This window comes from Gluconobacter sp. P5E10, from assembly GCF_018812145.1.
In the GTDB taxonomy this organism is placed as follows: domain Bacteria; phylum Pseudomonadota; class Alphaproteobacteria; order Acetobacterales; family Acetobacteraceae; genus Gluconobacter; species Gluconobacter cerinus.
Genome location: NZ_JACRVZ010000005.1, coordinates 209,986 through 225,461 on the forward strand (window position 1 = coordinate 209,986; position 15,476 = coordinate 225,461).

The 15,476-nt window shown below is 56.1% G+C and carries 16 protein-coding genes; 5 read left to right on the forward strand and 11 right to left on the reverse strand.

Annotated elements, in window-relative coordinates; all coding sequences use genetic code 11:
- Positions 1–2: 2 nt before the first annotated feature.
- Positions 3–563: a septal ring lytic transglycosylase RlpA family protein gene (locus tag KP707_RS12380; protein WP_211496771.1), complete on the forward strand. Its 561-nt coding sequence runs from the start codon at positions 3–5 to the stop codon at positions 561–563.
- Positions 564–593: 30 nt separating this feature from the next.
- Here the strand turns inward: KP707_RS12380 and KP707_RS12385 are convergent, their stop codons facing one another.
- Positions 594–1,742 carry a YihY/virulence factor BrkB family protein gene (locus KP707_RS12385; RefSeq protein ID WP_211503261.1) on the reverse strand — a complete coding sequence of 383 codons (1,149 nt, stop codon included), beginning with the start codon at positions 1,740–1,742 and terminating at the stop codon, positions 594–596.
- Positions 1,743–2,125: 383 nt separating this feature from the next.
- Between KP707_RS12385 and KP707_RS12390 the strand changes: the two genes are divergently transcribed.
- Both KP707_RS12390 and KP707_RS12395 read left to right on the forward strand, forming a co-directional pair.
- Positions 2,126–3,265: a type III PLP-dependent enzyme gene (locus KP707_RS12390; RefSeq protein ID WP_211498528.1), complete on the forward strand. Its 1,140-nt coding sequence runs from the start codon at positions 2,126–2,128 to the stop codon at positions 3,263–3,265.
- 118 nt (positions 3,266–3,383) lie between these two features.
- The gene (locus KP707_RS12395; protein WP_046901128.1) at positions 3,384–3,590 is read left to right on the forward strand and encodes a molybdopterin-binding protein; all 207 of its coding nucleotides are present in this window, start codon (positions 3,384–3,386) and stop codon (positions 3,588–3,590) included.
- Positions 3,591–3,714: 124 nt separating this feature from the next.
- Here KP707_RS12395 and KP707_RS12400 read toward each other — a convergent pair whose 3' ends face one another.
- From KP707_RS12400 to KP707_RS12425, 6 genes are all read right to left on the reverse strand, one after another.
- A complete protein-coding gene (locus tag KP707_RS12400; RefSeq protein WP_211503260.1) occupies positions 3,715–4,275 on the reverse strand; it encodes a hypothetical protein in 561 nt (186 codons plus the stop codon).
- A gap of 200 nt (positions 4,276–4,475) precedes the next feature.
- The gene (locus KP707_RS12405) at positions 4,476–4,982 is read right to left on the reverse strand and encodes a molybdenum cofactor biosynthesis protein MoaE (protein ID WP_099213138.1); all 507 of its coding nucleotides are present in this window, start codon (positions 4,980–4,982) and stop codon (positions 4,476–4,478) included.
- A complete protein-coding gene (locus KP707_RS12410; protein ID WP_211503259.1) occupies positions 4,979–5,806 on the reverse strand; it encodes a MoaD family protein in 828 nt (275 codons plus the stop codon). Before KP707_RS12410 ends, KP707_RS12405 begins: the two co-directional genes overlap by 4 nt.
- Complete coding sequence (gene moaC, locus KP707_RS12415) at positions 5,803–6,285, reverse strand: cyclic pyranopterin monophosphate synthase MoaC (protein WP_211503258.1); 483 nt, start codon at positions 6,283–6,285, stop codon at positions 5,803–5,805. Before moaC ends, KP707_RS12410 begins: the two co-directional genes overlap by 4 nt.
- Before the next feature lie 18 nt (positions 6,286–6,303).
- On the reverse strand, positions 6,304–7,377 hold the full coding sequence (moaA, locus tag KP707_RS12420) for a GTP 3',8-cyclase MoaA (RefSeq protein ID WP_373687801.1): 1,074 nt from the start codon (positions 7,375–7,377) through the stop codon (positions 6,304–6,306).
- Entirely contained in the window at positions 7,331–8,527 is a 1,197-nt protein-coding gene (locus KP707_RS12425; RefSeq protein WP_249202963.1) for a molybdopterin molybdotransferase MoeA, read from the reverse strand. Before KP707_RS12425 ends, moaA begins: the two co-directional genes overlap by 47 nt.
- Positions 8,528–8,673: 146 nt before the next feature.
- On the opposite strand from KP707_RS12425, the gene KP707_RS12430 reads away from it, so the two are divergent.
- Both KP707_RS12430 and KP707_RS12435 read left to right on the forward strand, forming a co-directional pair.
- Positions 8,674–9,639, forward strand: a complete 966-nt coding sequence (locus KP707_RS12430) for an XdhC family protein (protein WP_211503255.1) — start codon at positions 8,674–8,676, stop codon at positions 9,637–9,639.
- On the forward strand, positions 9,639–10,229 hold the full coding sequence (locus tag KP707_RS12435; protein WP_211503254.1) for an NTP transferase domain-containing protein: 591 nt from the start codon (positions 9,639–9,641) through the stop codon (positions 10,227–10,229). Before KP707_RS12430 ends, KP707_RS12435 begins: the two co-directional genes overlap by 1 nt.
- Positions 10,230–10,238: 9 nt before the next feature.
- Here KP707_RS12435 and KP707_RS12440 read toward each other — a convergent pair whose 3' ends face one another.
- The 4 genes from KP707_RS12440 to KP707_RS12455 all read right to left on the reverse strand — a co-directional run bounded on the left by KP707_RS12440 (position 10,239) and on the right by KP707_RS12455 (position 15,371).
- The gene (locus KP707_RS12440; protein ID WP_211503362.1) at positions 10,239–11,660 is read right to left on the reverse strand and encodes a mannose-1-phosphate guanylyltransferase/mannose-6-phosphate isomerase; all 1,422 of its coding nucleotides are present in this window, start codon (positions 11,658–11,660) and stop codon (positions 10,239–10,241) included.
- Between the two features lie 364 nt (positions 11,661–12,024).
- Positions 12,025–12,960, reverse strand: coding sequence for a DMT family transporter (locus KP707_RS12445; protein ID WP_264649226.1), 936 nt, complete (start codon positions 12,958–12,960; stop codon positions 12,025–12,027).
- Positions 12,961–13,053: 93 nt separating this feature from the next.
- Positions 13,054–13,959 carry an NAD-dependent epimerase/dehydratase family protein gene (locus KP707_RS12450; protein WP_211503253.1) on the reverse strand — a complete coding sequence of 302 codons (906 nt, stop codon included), beginning with the start codon at positions 13,957–13,959 and terminating at the stop codon, positions 13,054–13,056.
- On the reverse strand, positions 13,956–15,371 hold the full coding sequence (locus tag KP707_RS12455) for a hypothetical protein (protein WP_338085334.1): 1,416 nt from the start codon (positions 15,369–15,371) through the stop codon (positions 13,956–13,958). Before KP707_RS12455 ends, KP707_RS12450 begins: the two co-directional genes overlap by 4 nt.
- Positions 15,372–15,476: the final 105 nt, after the last annotated feature.

Consider the following 15,476-nt stretch of genomic DNA (forward strand, 5'->3'; position numbering starts at 1 on the left):
GCATGACATTTGCACTCGCGCTTGCCGGAATTGCAGGTGGAACGACTGCTCATGCAGCAGACGATTCTTCTGGTGATGCAGCGGGGACGGTCCGGACCAGCTGGGCAGCCTCTGTTCGATCCGCGCTGGCTAACCGGGCCCACAAGGCCGCGTCCTGGACCCAGCATGGCATGGCGAGCTGGTATGGACGTCATTTCCACGGACGTCGCACCAGTAGCGGGACGATCTTCAACACAAATGATCTGACAGCCGCACACCCTTCCCTGCCGATTGGCACAAAACTGCTGGTGACGTCTGAAGATACGGGTCGTTCTGTTGTTGTCACAGTGAACGATCGCGGGCCGTTTAATAGCCGCATCATCGATCTTTCACATGCGGCAGCGGCTAAGATCGGGATGCTGAATAGCGGAACTGCCCACGTCACCATTGCCCGTATGGCTGACAAGCCTGCGTCAGATGCCGCGAGCGAAGTCGCGGAAGCCGAGTCCAAGGATACGAGCGAACAAGCCATCAAGGCTGCGGGCACCCAATCTGACAGCACAAAGCAGCCCACCCAACGTTAAAACGACGGACGGGCTGAGTTACCCCGGTGTTTACCGGGGTGCACTTTCGGCCGTAACGGCTTCAGCAATCAAAGGGTCTGTCTGTGGCAGACCAGCAATCCGGGGCTGCGCACCTTTAATGCGCTCTTCCAGCCCCGCATTCAGCTCTGCTCCGAAGAGCACAACATACGCACTGACAAAGAACCACATCATAATCGCCGCAACTGCGCCCAAGGGTCCATAGGTTGCGCCGTAACTTGCAAAGTGCGCGACGTACCACGAAAACCCGAGCGACATGAGAACCCACAGGACGGTCGCCAGCGCTGATCCGGGAAATATCCACCGCCACTTTGCTGGCTCCCGACTGGGGGCAAAGCGATAAAGCATCGTTACTGCCACGAAAACGAACAGCAGCATCAGGATCGGTGCAAGCGTGTGCACGACAAGCGGCGCACCGTAAGACACTAGAAGATCAAACGGCGGCGGCGGCTTTCTGAAGCCCAGATAGCGCGGAAGGTAATCAACCAGCGCAGGCGCAGCCACCATCAGCGCCAATGTCAGCGCAGCACCAACAACAGCCATCAGAGTGGTAGCCAGAGCAGTTGCCTGGAACCTCAGGAAGCCGCGCGTTTCGGTGGCATTATATGCCATGTTTAACGCGGACAGGATCGACTTCGTACTGGCTGAAGCGGACCACAAGGCGACGGAAACAGAAAAAATCAGCCCTATGGTCAGAGACGTATGCGGCTGGGAAACCAGCTCGTGAATACGATTGCCAATCAGCGAATAAGCTGTTGGGGGCAGCAGATGACGCAGCACTTCAAGCTGCGGCTCAACGGTCTGCAAATCAAACGCCAGACCATAAAGCGAGATCAGGCTCGATATGGCCGGGAAGAGAGAGAGCGTGGCGTAAAACGCGCAACCCGCAGCAGAAAGGGACGTCTGGGACGATCCTACTTCCGAGAAGACCTGGCGCAGGACAATCTTCCATCCTGCTCTGGGCATACTCAGAGGGGAGTTCGCTCCTGTACCCGGGGCATCAGGACCAAGTTCACGCGCCTTGCGAATATCTTCTTCGCTAGGTTCAGGCGCCAGTTCATGGACACGCTGGATGTCCTGGTGAATTTTTTTCCGGCCAGGCTCCGAAGGTGCGTCTGGCGCTGGACCGGAAGCTGACGCAGAATCGGGAAATAAGCTCACTCAGGGGGTCCTCGGCAGTTCCTGTTATGGGCAACAGGCGAGATTAAGTCGTTCCGTTCTCAGGATCGACAGAACCTAGCATACGCAGAAATCGCCTTCTGCGTTCCGAATTTGCCCCGATTTCAATCCCCTCAATATTTCCAAAACACAAATAATGCAAAATTAGCTCTTGCAACGGCGGGGCTTTGGTTTCATACGCCCCGTCACGCAGCAACGCACGTGCCACTGGCCCTCTCGAGGTTACGCAACGACGTCAAGCGTTCTGGCCTTCCGGGTCCCGCTTCTTTTGGGTCCCCGCTATTCGCTGGTCCGTTCGACCGTTTCGCAACACACTCGCAGGGTGTAACTGTTCCCTGACGAGTCCGGTTCTGGGAAAGAGTGTCATGACTCCCAAAATCACCCGTTTTCTTGCCGAGCAGCAGCCGGCAACCCCTTGCCTCGTCGTTGATCTCGATGTTGTGGAAAGCAACTATCGTGCCCTTCACGACGCCCTACCAGCTGGCAAGATCTATTACGCCATCAAGGCCAATCCGGCACCGTCCATCCTGAAGCGCCTTGTCGCTCTGGGATCGTCTTTCGATGCAGCATCGCTCGAAGAAATCCGGATGTGCCTGAAGGCTGGCGCCACACCCGATCGCATCTCCTATGGCAATACGCTCAAGAAGGTTGGTGCCATCCGTGAAGCCCGGGACATGGGCATTGATCTCTTTGTGCTCGACAGCATGGAAGAGCTCGAAAAGATTGCAGAGAACGCACCGGGAGCGCGCGTCTTCTGCCGCCTGGCTGTTGAGAACGAAGGCGCTGACTGGCCGCTGTCGCGCAAGTTCGGCACAACAATTGCCCACGCCCGCGACCTGATGATCCGTGCGCGCGATCTTGGCCTGCATCCCTATGGCCTCTCGTTCCATGTCGGAAGCCAGCAGACGGGTATCGCCGCTTACCAGCACGCCATTGCAACGGCCGCACGCCTCTATCATGAGCTGCGCGCGGAAGGCCTTGACCTTCAGATGATCAATCTGGGCGGCGGCTTCCCAACCCATTATCGGGAAGACATTCCGTCTGTGCAGGAATTTGGCGCTGCCATTCAGGCCGCTCTCCGTGAGCACTTTCCTGATGGGCAGCCAGAGGTTCTGCTGGAGCCGGGCCGATATATGGTCGGTCAGGCCGGTGTAGTGTCGAGCGAGGTCATTCTTGTGAGCCGTCGTGGCGGTGCAGAAACAGACCCACGCTGGGTCTATCTGGACATCGGACGCTTCGGCGGCCTCGCGGAAACGGAAGGTGAAGCCATTCGCTACACATTCCGCACGTCTCGCGACGACACAGACAGCTCACGTTCACCCTGCGTCGTGGCAGGACCAAGCTGCGATGGTGTCGATATTCTCTATGAGAAGAACCGCATCCCGCTGCCGAACAGCCTGAAGTCTGGAGATCGTATCGAAATCCTGGCGACTGGCGCTTATGTCTCGACCTACTGCTCCGTCGGGTTCAATGGTTTTCCGCCTCTGACCGAGCACTATATCTAAGACGCTTCTGATTGGGGGTGGCACAGGCCATCCCCGAAAAAAGCCTTGTCTGCTTCCTCAGGCCTTGTGTCCTAATGTGTCACCCCCATCTCCAAGGGGGTAGCAAAAGGACAGCACCATGAAACTCAGCGCACGTAATCAGCTCAAAGGTCAGATTACACAGATCGTAAAAGGCGCAACGACGTCTCACATCACGATCGACGTCAACGGCACGATTATTACAAGTGCCATCACCAATGAAGCTGTTGAGGAACTGTCACTGACAGTGGGCAAGGAAGCCTATGCCGTTATCAAGGCTTCCAGCGTCATGGTTGGCGTGGACTGAGTCCACACACCCATTCGGTCCAGACTTCACTCATGATTGCAGGGCAGTCTGGTGAGGTCTGACCGCTTTTAAATCCAAGCCCAGCAGGCTGTGGTGTTTCGTCTCTTGCAAATTTCAGCGGAATTCAGTGCAGAGTTCGTCCCGCCCAGGCCTGGGGGATATCCCGTGGCCAAAGCACCCGCATTTCAGCCGGATGAGTCTTTTTCCATCGTGCCAGAGATGACAAAGCTCCGGCCCCTGCCGTCTTGCGCTCATGCCGCGGAAGCCAGTGACCAATCCCAGCCATACAGTCTGAAATCAGGGCGAGAGCCGTGACAATGTAACCCTGCATCAGTCGCTCGGGAAAAAGGTCGGCAAGAAGGTGGAAGACTTCCTTCTGGCCATCATTCTGCACCGTCTGGATCCCCTGGAGAAAGCGCTCCTCCATCGCACTTAGCCCCTGAGAGCCTGGCGGATTGATATCCAGCACAGGCTGCCCGGCTTCTCTAAGATGCTGGGCTGCATCCTCGAACGCGCGCTCCGCGGCATCAAGAACAGGACGGAAAGATGCCGGAAACATGCCATCCGTCGTGCGGGTTTCATGGCAGTACGGCAGGCGGTATCGGCTGACCAGACACCGGATACTCCAGAGTGCCAGTCTTTCGCAGCAGCACAGGTCAGACAGGAAAAGCGGTGTCCGTGTCATGATCAATCTCCGAATCAGCAGAACCAGAGACACTCTAATTGAGAATGATTTGCAATATCAAACTAAAAATGCGTGACCGCACGCTTGTTGCACGAAAAAAATGCTCGCTGCCCTCTCCTGGAAAGAGGACAGCAACACTCTGATTTTTCAGAAAGAAGAGAATGCCCGGCCATAGTCAGACGCACTCGCCGGGCAATAGATCAGTGCTTGTGACCGCAAGACCCATGATCGTGGTGGTGATGATGGTCGTGCCCGTGATCGTCATCGCTTATCCGGGGAGCGACCTGACAGTGATGGCAGGCCACCCATTCGGCGTCACCATCCAGATAATGCTCTTTCTTCCAGACGGGCACCCGGTGCTTGATCTCGTCGATGATATAACGACAGGCTCGGAACGCCGCATCGCGATGAGGCGCGGAGACGCCGATCCACACGGCAACATCCCCAACCCGAAGTGTTCCCGTCCGGTGCATGGCCACAGCATGGCTGATTTCAAATCTAGCCAATGCTTCTTCAATAATCCGCGCACCCTCTTTTTCAGCGAGAGCAGCGTAGGATTCATATTCCAGACCATCCACTGGACGGCCCTCGTTGCTATTGCGAACCCAGCCTTCAAAAGTGCAGAAGCCACCAGCTTCAGCCAGATGTAAGCCCTCTCGCAGCATGTTCAGATCAACTGGCGCATCAGCCATCAGAAAATGGGTCATCCGCCGGTCACCGGCGGAATGAACACAACGTGGTCCCCGCTCTTCAGAGGCTGCGTCCAAGGTGCGAAATCTCCATTCAAAGCAACCCGCAGGCGATCAGCCTCAAACGGAAAGCCATATTTCTCTTTCAGCTGCTCATAAAGCGGACCGACCGTTCCGAAATGCGTTTCCACAGTTTCCATTTTCTGCCCTGCGAGTTCACGCATCTGAGCAAAATATTCCACATCGAGGCGGATCATCTGTCCTCCCAATCGCCGTGAGACGCTTGCACGTTCTTCCGGAGTATTGATGTTATCCAGAGCACCGACTGTCCGCGGGGAAAGCAGTAACGTCTGGCTATTGATAAGAAGCTTACGAGGACACTTCCGCCCTCCTTCGACCTGACGCGCCAGAGCGTCCAGCGCTCTCGGCTCCCAGATCGCACAAAGCGGTTCTGGCAGTCCGTCATGTTCGCTGCGATAAGCCACCGCCACATGCTGATCATCACGGGCGGCAATCAGAGTTTCAAGCGTAACCTGATCCAGGAGTGGCAGATCGCACGCCAGAACCAGCCAGGCAGCCTCCGGGAATGCCTGATGTGCAGACAGAAGGCCAGCGGCTGGACCGTCTACAGTGACAGCGTCAACAATCTGAGGAAACCGTGCCCGTAGCGGGTCCTCTTTCTGTGCCGAACGCACAGAGACAAAACAGCGTTCCACAAGCGGAGAAAGCGCTTCATACGCCACCTGTAACTGGGGCGCTCCATGATAGGACAACTCAGCTTTGTCCTGCCCCATCCGCGCACTGACGCCACCCGCCAGAACCAGACCGTAAAGGGGCCTCATGCTTCAATCCGCTGGAAGTCACGCTTTCCACCGGCCTTACCCATAAGCTTCACTTCGCGAATGACCATGTCATGAGACAGAGCCTTACACATGTCATAGATCGTCAGAGCAGCGACTGAGGCACCCGTCAGGGCTTCCATTTCCACACCTGTTTTGCCCAGGCAGGACACGCGGCAGTCGATGACGGCTTCATCACCCTCCATGGTGATTTCCACACGACATCCGTTCAGGGATAGAGGATGACACAGCGGAATTAACTGGGACGTCGCTTTCACACCCATGACGCCCGCAATCTGCGCGACAGTCAGAACCGCACCCTTCTTGGTCATGAACCCGGCATCACTCAGCGTCTGCGCAATGTCCCGGGGAAAGAGAACACGGGCCTGAGCATGAGCCGTACGGTCTGTCACGGTCTTGCCGCTGACATCCACCATGCGCGGATCTTCACCACGTTCATCAACATGAGTGAGCGTTTTCATCCGTCCTGATCTCCCGATCTAACCACCGATATAATTCATTTCTATCCGACGTTTCGTCGAAGATGCCTCACCGGCGGTTCGTTCTTCACTGTACCTGTCGGTACGCATCCGCCACACCGAAGCCAGACGCTCGCGTAAAGCCTCGTCATCTGCCCCACTGCGAAGAAGTGACCGCAGGTCTGTCCCTTCCGAAGCAAAAAGGCACGTATAAATCTGTCCTTCCGACGACAGTCGCGCCCGTGAACAATCCCCACAGAACGGCGCTGTCACGGAAGAAATGAACCCAATCTCACCCGCACCATCCTGATACCGATACCGACGCGCAACCTCACCCTGATACTGCGCGCCCAGTGGCTCAAGCGGCCAGTGAGCGTTCAATCGCTCGACTAGTTCACGAGATGGAACAACTTCACCCAGCTCCCAGTGATTCCGCGTGCCGACATCCATGTATTCAATGAAACGGACGATAACACCCGTATGACGGAAGCGGGCAGCCAAAGCTTCGACCCCGTCATCATTAACGCCACGCTGGACGACGGTGTTCAGCTTGACCCCACCGGGGAACGCTAATGCCTCCGCGTGCTCGATAGCCTCCAGAACTGGTTCGAGTTGCGCCCGGCCCCCACTCATTCGTGCAAAAATAGCGGGATCAAGACTGTCCAGGCTTACCGTAATGCGCCCTAGACCAGCGTCCTTCAAAGACTGCGCATGTCGGCCTAGCAGAACACCATTGGTCGTCAGTGCCACATCTTCGACGCCTGGAATTGCGACCAGCCTGCGTACCAAAGAGACGAGATCAGGCCTTAGAAGAGGTTCACCCCCTGTGAGACGCAATTTGGTGACGCCCAGCAATACCGCCGCCCCTGCAACCCGGACAATTTCATCAAAGCTCAGACGTTCCTTGGGCTCCAGAAAGCGAAAATGTTCATGATACGTCGCTTCCGGCATGCAGTAAGGGCATCGGAAGTTGCACCGGTCCATCACCGAAATCCGCAAATCATGCAGCGGGCGATTGAAGCGGTCCCGGACAGGATCGTGACGCGTGCTACCAGCCATGGAACACAGCATGGGACCCGGCTGGGGCAGCGACATCGCCAGGCGCCAACTCCACGAACCCATCTGTTGCCGCAAGAAAGCTGAAATCGCCAGATGTGGGCATCGGATAAGGGGTTGCCCATGCCTGCCCCGAGGCATCGTGCCGGACACGAACGGGCAGATAGCGGGTCAATGTCGACACACGTGCAGCATCAGCATCGAGCTTAACGGAGTAGGTTTCTGGCCGATTGACGCCCTGCCCCGCCAGAAGCATGGGAATAACGTAACGTGTGGCACAACAGGTGGCCGACACGGGATTTCCCGGCAGACCAAAAACGCGCTGCCCCTCAGGACCAACCCCAAACCAGAGCGGCTTGCCGGGACGTTGCGCAACCTTATGAAAAACCCGCTCCACACCAAGTTTCGTCAACGCCTTGGGAACGTGATCGAACTGCCCCATTGAGACCCCGCCGCTCAGGATCAGCACTTCATGCCGGGCAAGCTGCTTTTCCAGTGCCAGCATGGTCTCGGCCAGATCATCGGGGACCACCGAGCGTTCAAGGCGGGTAAAGCCTCTCGAAGCCAAAGCTCCCGTCAGGGCGTATTCATTTGAACGCCTGATTTCCCAGCTCTGAACAGCCGTCCCGACATCAACCAGTTCATCACCTGTGGCCACAATGCCGATTGAAGGCACTTTAGAGACTTCAACGGTGGGATATCCATTACCAGCCAGCACCGCCAAAGCAGGCCCATTCAGACGCAGACCAGGCTTCAGGAGTTCATGCCTCGCCTCGCAATCTGATCCTTTCAGATGAACGAACTGGCCTTTTTGAGGCTCATATCCGGCTTCAAAATGCACATGCTTGCCATCACGGATCAATCGCTCAACGGGAACAACGGTGTCAGCCCCTTCCGGCAAAACGGCTCCCGTCATGACATCAAGGCAGGTCGCTCCATCTGGCAAAGGCCGCGCGGGTATCCCTGCGCGCTGGACACCATGGCAGCCCAGAACTGCGCCAGCGCCATAACGGTAAGCTACGCCGTCCATCATGACCCGGTCATAAGGAGGCTGATCACGTTCGGCATGGACACTCTGTTGCAGGATGCGGCCAGAAGCCTCGGCCAGCGGAACATGTTCCGTTCCAAAATGACCTGCATATCCGAGGACAAGGTCCACGGCCTGCGCGACGCTCAGGAGTTCAACCAATTTCCGCTCCACTGATGATCCGTGTCCGGAGTTCATCTTTGCCGATATAGACCTGATGCCGCCCCGATCAACTCCCCGGCATGACAGGCTATGTCACAAACGCATTTGGGATTAGTCTCATGGCCCCATAAAGGAAAGGATATTTCATGATTGGGCCGGACGGGCTTGTTCCTCTTCCCCAGTGGCCAGACTATGGCCTGACAGACGATCTCCTCCCGTACCTGGAGATCTGGCTGGCACAGGGGAAAGAGGTAGCCCTTGCTACGCTGGTGTCAATCACCGGATCGTCTCCCCGCCCCCTTGGCAGTGAAATGGCCATTTCCAGCGCGGGAGACGTACAGGGCTATGTGTCTGGCGGATGCGTGGAAGCAGCAGTTGCAGCAGAAGCCCTGCAATGCCTGAAAGACCGCCAGCCCAGATCTCTGGATTATGGCGCAGGCAGTCCGGTTCTGGATATTCAATTAACCTGTGGTGGCAGGATCGGCATTTTCGTTCGGCCCATCGCAAACCTTGCCGCTTATGTCGCTGCGCTCCGTCAGGCGAGAGAAGCCCGTCAGGCCATCATCGTACAAACGGATCTCGAAACCGGCGAGATGCATGTTTCGCCGTCAGTTGTGCAAACGCGGGGTAATTTGTTTGTACGACGACATACGCCACCGATTCGACTGATTGTCGCGGGAGGAGATCCGGTGACACTGGCTCTTCTGAAGCTGGCCCCCCAGTTCGGGGTTGAGCCTTTTTTGCTGCGCCCACTGGGTCCTGCGCTTCCGCCGGAAGGGTTGGCGCCAGATTGCTACGATCGTCGCTATCTGGACGAGGCTCTGCATGATTTGCGCCTGGATGCCTGGAGCGCAGTTTACGCTCTGACGCACGATGCTCACACGGATCTGGCCATCGCCTCGAAAGCTCTGAAATCCGACGCCTTCTGCGTTGGAATTCTGGGCAGCCGGCGCAAAATCTCCAATCGGCTTGCTGCGTTACATGCTGCCGGCATCACCGCAGAAGATCTGGAGAAACTTCACCTGCCCGCAGGGATGGACATCAACGCACGTAATCCGATGCAGATTGCTCTGTCGATTTTATCCCAGATCACAGCGAACCGCCCAGCATAATGCCTCATGACGCAGTTCTTCTTGCCGCAGGCGGCAGCACGAGACTGAAGCGTCCCAAGCAGTTGCTCACCCGTCAGGGCACACCGCTTGTCCGGTACGTTGCAGAACTTCTCCTGAGCACATCTCCGGACCGATTGGTCATCATTACCGGAGGCTCCGCCGAAGCCGTCGCCCTAGCCCTTCAAGGGCTCCCTGTGGACATATGCTACAACCCGCTTTGGAGCACAGGCCTAGCGAGTTCCATTCAATGCGCAGCACGAGCTTTGTGTGGACGGGACAGGTCAATTCTCATCGCGGGAACAGACCAGCCGAGGCTATCTCTGCCACACCTGCTTCTGCTCAGGGACACCTTCCCTACCAATGCGAATGTCGTCACACAGTACAAGAAAGGCGCGATGGGGATTCCGGTTCGCGTCTCTGCCGCCACATTAGCCAAGGCCCCCAAACTCAGTGGGGACAAGGGGTTTCGGGACCTGTGGGCAGACCTGCCACCAAAAAAAATCGAGGCCCCCGAATTGCTCGAAGACCTCGATACTCCTGATCAAATGACCGAAGCCGTCAAGGCAGGGTGGATTGATCCGCCTGCCTGACGTCTCAGATCAGCTTCGTGCGTATACGTCTTCGATACGAACGATATCATCTTCCCCAAGATAAGGACCGGACTGAACTTCAATCAGGGTCAAGGGGATCTTGCCCGGATTTTCCAGACGGTGAACACAGCCCAACGGCAGATAGATGCTTTCGTTTTCACGAACCATCACCAGGTCTTCGTCACGTGTCACCATGGCAGTTCCACCAACAACGACCCAGTGCTCCGCACGATGGAAATGCTTCTGCAAGGAGAGCTTCGCCCCTGGCTCGACTACGATACGCTTGACCTGGAAACGATCGGCCTGAATGAGGCTTTCGTAGAAGCCCCACGGACGATAGCACCGGTTGTGCGCGACAGCTTCCTTACGGCCTGCCTGCGCCAGCCGGTTTACCATGTGCTTCACATCCTGAGCACGATCGCGATGCGAGACCATTACCGCATCCGGTGTCACCACCACGATCAGATCATCCACACCGGCAACTGTGGCGATGATACCATCTGAACGGACGTAACAGTTCCGCGCATCATCAAGAAAAACATCGCCGAAGGTCGCATTCCCCTCTGCATCCTTGGGCGTCAGATCCCACAGAGCGTCCCAGCTGCCAATATCCGACCACCCGAAATTACCCGGTACAACGGCTGCAAGCTTGGTGCGCTCGGCAATAGCGTAATCAACGGAAATATCTGGCGCAGCAGAGAAGCTTTCTTCTTCCAGCCGCTCGAAATCCATATCGGTATGGCGATTGCGTACCGACTGCCCAACGGTTTCGTAAATCCGGGGCTCGAACTGTTCCGTCTCTTTCAGGAATACGCCAGCCTTGGCAAAGAACATTCCCGAATTCCAGAGACACTTCTCGGACTGGAAAAGTTCTTCGGCTTTTGCAGCCTGCGGCTTTTCAATGAAACGGGAGACTTCATAGACGCCCTGTACACCGGCCAGTTCAGAACCGGCCTCAATGTATCCGTAACCCGTTTCCGGTCGCGTCGGCTTCATTCCAAACGTAACGATCCGGCCAGCCTCTGCAGCCTTCAGAGCATCTTTCAGGGAGTGCTGAAGAGCAGTCTCATCGGTAATGGCAGCGTCAGCTGCCATAATCCAGAGGATGGCGTCCGGGTCTTGCTCTGCGACCATGAAAGCCGCAGCAGCGATAGCAGGAGCAGAGTTTCGGCCAACCGGCTCAAGAACGATCTTGGCCTTGTGAATCCCCGCGTCACGCAGTTGCTCAGCAACGATGAAACGATGCTCTGAATTGCAGATGACAACCGGATCGGCAAAGCCCGCAGCTCGCCCTCGAAGAGCAGTTTCCTGAATGAGCGTCTTATCACTCAGAAGAGGCCAGAACTGCTTTGGATAGCTTTTGCGTGAAACGGGCCACAGGCGGCTTCCGGACCCACCAGAGAGGATGACTGGGACGACGTTCTGAACCATGGAGCAGATATTCTTCCACCAGTTAATAAAGTAGCCACGCACGTCCGCAGCCATAGTTGCGAACGATTTTACAGGGGCTAACGAGCATTGCCAATCGCGTCACGCATAAAGAACCTTTGAGACGCCCAAAAGTACATACGGACACATCGCGACAAAAATGAGATGCTCAGGTCAAAAATTGAGACAATTGCAGATACTCACAAGACCACCGCAAAAACGAAACCACATCTTATTCTGACGATCACTAATCTTTTATAAGAGAAACATACGTTTCTGCAGAAACGTCTCGCTACTCAACGCTTCTGAATGTCTCAGAAAATACTCAGCCAGCCCCTCATAAAGGCACTAGCCCGCTACCCGCCACTCAAGCCACTTCAGCAGGCGGACGAGAAGACGGATGATGTTTTTGCCAGTGCCCTTCCAGGGCCAGCCGTTCGTAATGAAGCTTCTGGCGCACCCAGTGCAGCATGCCGGAAAGTGTTACGATAACGATGCCCACGAACGTCCAGTTATCCAACGGCTGATGAAAAAGCAGATAACTGAATGCGACTGCCCAGAGCATCTGACTGTACTGGGGCAGTGCAACCCGGTTAGCTGGCGCCAGAGCCGTTGCCATCATCATGAAGAGCTGACCAAGAGCGGCCAGAAAACCGTATCCGAACAAAAGCGCCCAGTTCACAGCACCATGTGGCCATGTGGCGTGTGCCAGCATCAAAAGACCATCGCCGATCAGCGGGCCAAACAGGCTTGAGCCAAACAAGGACAGTCGGGCGCTCTGGTTGCCTGCCAGTCTGTAGGCAATCACACTGGCAGCATTCGCCATGGCCGCGATCACCGCACAGAGGTGCCCCAGATGAAACGCCCGCACGCCCGGTCGTAGAACGATCAGGACCCCGAGAAATCCAACACCAACTGAAAGCCAGGTCCACCCGGAGACCTTTTCTTTCAGAATTCCGACGGAAATCAGGGTCACGAAAAATGGCATCAGGAACATGAGTGACAATGCTTCTGGCATCGGCAGCAGCATAAAAGCCATGACACTGGAAGCCGTGGACACAAATGTCGCAAACGCACGCAACAGCCACATGGACGGGCGATCCGTCGCGAAAATATCGGAATAGGATTCCTGTGGCTTTCGGATGAACGGCAGAATCAGAAAACCGAAAATACCGCCCGAAAAAGCAACTTCAAACGGATCCAGCTGCCCAGCAAGGCCTTTGGAACAGGCATCGCTAATGGAAAAAAGGGCAAAAGCTGCGAAAGACAACATCATGCCTGATGAGAGGAACTTCAGATTCACCCGATGAGTCTCCACGCATTCCGGGCCGTCATAATGGCCCGGAGACTATGGAGACCTCATCTGCCGCACAGTCAATGTGACAAAAAATTAAAACTAAACTGTATGATCCTGATGAGCGGGCGGCACTGCCAAAAGATTCTGCAGCCCTATCTCCAACGGCATCGGGTTCACGCCTAGGCGCTCCCTCATCGGAGCAATATCGAAGTTCTTGTCTTCCAAAAGGCGTCGGATTTCTTCCGGCGCAATTGTGGGCAGCTTAGGAACGTGCGGCATGATGTGAGCAGCAGCGATCAGAAACCACGTAGGAAGCGAGATGATCGGCCGACCACCGAGCCCTGAAAAGTAGAGAATCATCCGAACAAACGCTCGGTAGGGAACAGCATTGGGGCCAGCGACGACAAAAACCTCTGGCCCGCTGACTTTCCCACCCAGAATAAGATCAATGGCCGCAACAACGCAGCGCGTGACGTCCTGCTGATGAATGGGCTGAACTAGCGAGCGCCCGCCACCAGGAAGTGGAATAATCGGCAGGCGCTCCAGAAGGCGCGCAAGCCGCTGCACGTTATCCTCCCCCTGAGCACCATAAATCATTGTCGGGTGAAGAAGAATGGAAGGACGACCGTCTGCCTTGAGGGCAGCTTCACCTGCCAGCACTCCACGACCATGATCATCCAGCCAACGCGTAAACTTGCGAGTACTCCCAAGAGCAACAACAGGCGCACGGGTTGCAAGCAGAATGGCTGGAAGATGACGGGCATGAGCTGTATTCACGACAACGTCCGCCTGCTCCAACGCAATTGGAAGAGCAACCGGATCTGTCAGATCGGCCTGCCTTACGGCTGTGCACATCTCTGCAAGATCAGGAGCCAGTTTTCCTCGGCTCCGCACAATAGCGATGACACTGCGCCCTTGAGCAATCAGCTGACGACAGAGCGCCGAGCCTGAACGACCACTGGCGCCAATAACGCAGATCGTAGACGTGCTGGCGCTTTGGCTCACTGGACAGTCACCTTGAGATTATCCGGCGACATCAACGTCATGGCTGCCGTAGGCGACGACGCTATTGCTGCTAATGCCGTGAGCGTCAAAGGCGGCTTTGGCGTCAGAGTGATCGATAACGTGCGGTCATTGGGGTTCGCGAAGTAATCCGGCAGAGCCGCCAGGGCAGGATATGGCGACAGCCCCATTTCCATTCCCTGCGCGAGAACCGTTCTTGCCTGGTCCTGAGCGGCACCATCCAGAGGGTGTCCTGCATTCAGGGACGGAAGAGACTGGACCAGACGATCGCCATGCAACGTAAGCGTCACTTGCGCCAGCTGAATGGCATCATGCGGATTTTTGACTGTTCCAACCTTGAGCTGCTGATCCGAAGGACCGAGCAGATTCATGCCGAAATGAGCTTCGGTGAAGTTTGGAATGTTCAAGACACCTTGCACATGCAGTTCGCCCGTCTGCGCAATCCGCTCCTGCGTATATTTCAAGGTTGAAGAATGCCCATCAATATGGACCGGCACCTTGCCGCTTGAAGAGTGTGTGTGAAAACCCTCTCCTTCGAAAACCGTCGTGTCTTTGCCGCTTTTACGTGTTCCAGTGCCAATCAGCGTATCCATGCTGAACGTTCTGTCTGCCGAAATAATCTGCGTGCCGCTTAGCTTCATGCTTTCAAGAGGTGGCAGAGCATAGGCAGCGGCTTCATTCCCGGCCTGTTCGTAAGCAATCCGGGTGGCAAGTTCAGGCTGGCGAAGCTGGAAGTTTTTCAGAGACATCTGCACTGACATGGCGCGAGGCGTTCCGTCAGGCTGCAGCGTCGTACGGGACGCAATGGCAAGGCCGTTCTGGATCGCGATCGTTGTCGTGCGTCCCGGGCCGTAACCGTCAATCTGGATCGAATCTGACGTCAGACTGTTGAAGTGCATGCTGTTCGGCTGAAGAACCTGCGAAAGATTCTGCACCGACAGATGATCTATATATCCATGCTCCAGATTCAGATGCCCCAGATCAAGCGACTCCAAACCGCTTTTCCCTGCGGGAGGCGGGGGCGTCACCAGATGGCTCAGGGTGACGGAATGAGCCCGGATGACCGCAGTAGGCGTCTGGAGGGACGGATCCACCATATCCATGTGGGACAGCGTCAGGCCACCATCAGGTGTCGGGATTGGATGACCCAGACGTAAAGTATGTGCCCGGAACGTCATGTTGCCATTCTGAAGAATGACATCCGTCAGCAACGCTCCACGGGCCAGGATGGCCGGGCGCGCGGCGGAATAGCTCAGGGTTGCTCCCACAGGGAGGGAGGCACGGAACCGGGAAATCCCCCGATCAAGCGCAACAGAGGCTGCGTGATGGATACCAATCGCGCTCATTCCAGCGATGACTGCGAGCAGGCTCGTTGTGAGCCAAGGGCGTTTCACGTTGTTTTTCCTGTTTTTCATCGACACTGGGGACAGGAAGATGCGGTCCCTGAATTAAGGGCAGGATACCATTCCGGACGCTTGGGGCAAATCAGACGCTAAAAA

Excerpts from the sequence above, each read along its gene's own strand:
- KP707_RS12380 (WP_211496771.1), top strand. The coding sequence starts at position 3 with ATGACATTTGCACTCGCGCTTGCCGGAATTGCAGGTGGAACGACTGCT.
- KP707_RS12390 (WP_211498528.1), top strand. The coding sequence starts at position 2,126 with ATGACTCCCAAAATCACCCGTTTTCTTGCCGAGCAGCAGCCGGCAACC.
- KP707_RS12395 (WP_046901128.1), top strand. The coding sequence starts at position 3,384 with ATGAAACTCAGCGCACGTAATCAGCTCAAAGGTCAGATTACACAGATC.
- KP707_RS12400 (WP_211503260.1), bottom strand. The coding sequence starts at position 4,275 with ATGACACGGACACCGCTTTTCCTGTCTGACCTGTGCTGCTGCGAAAGA.
- KP707_RS12405 (WP_099213138.1), bottom strand. The coding sequence starts at position 4,982 with ATGACCCATTTTCTGATGGCTGATGCGCCAGTTGATCTGAACATGCTG.
- KP707_RS12410 (WP_211503259.1), bottom strand. The coding sequence starts at position 5,806 with ATGAGGCCCCTTTACGGTCTGGTTCTGGCGGGTGGCGTCAGTGCGCGG.
- moaC (WP_211503258.1), bottom strand. The coding sequence starts at position 6,285 with ATGAAAACGCTCACTCATGTTGATGAACGTGGTGAAGATCCGCGCATG.
- moaA (WP_373687801.1), bottom strand. The coding sequence starts at position 7,377 with ATGTCGCTGCCCCAGCCGGGTCCCATGCTGTGTTCCATGGCTGGTAGC.
- KP707_RS12430 (WP_211503255.1), top strand. The coding sequence starts at position 8,674 with ATGATTGGGCCGGACGGGCTTGTTCCTCTTCCCCAGTGGCCAGACTAT.
- KP707_RS12435 (WP_211503254.1), top strand. The coding sequence starts at position 9,639 with ATGCCTCATGACGCAGTTCTTCTTGCCGCAGGCGGCAGCACGAGACTG.
- KP707_RS12440 (WP_211503362.1), bottom strand. The coding sequence starts at position 11,660 with ATGGTTCAGAACGTCGTCCCAGTCATCCTCTCTGGTGGGTCCGGAAGC.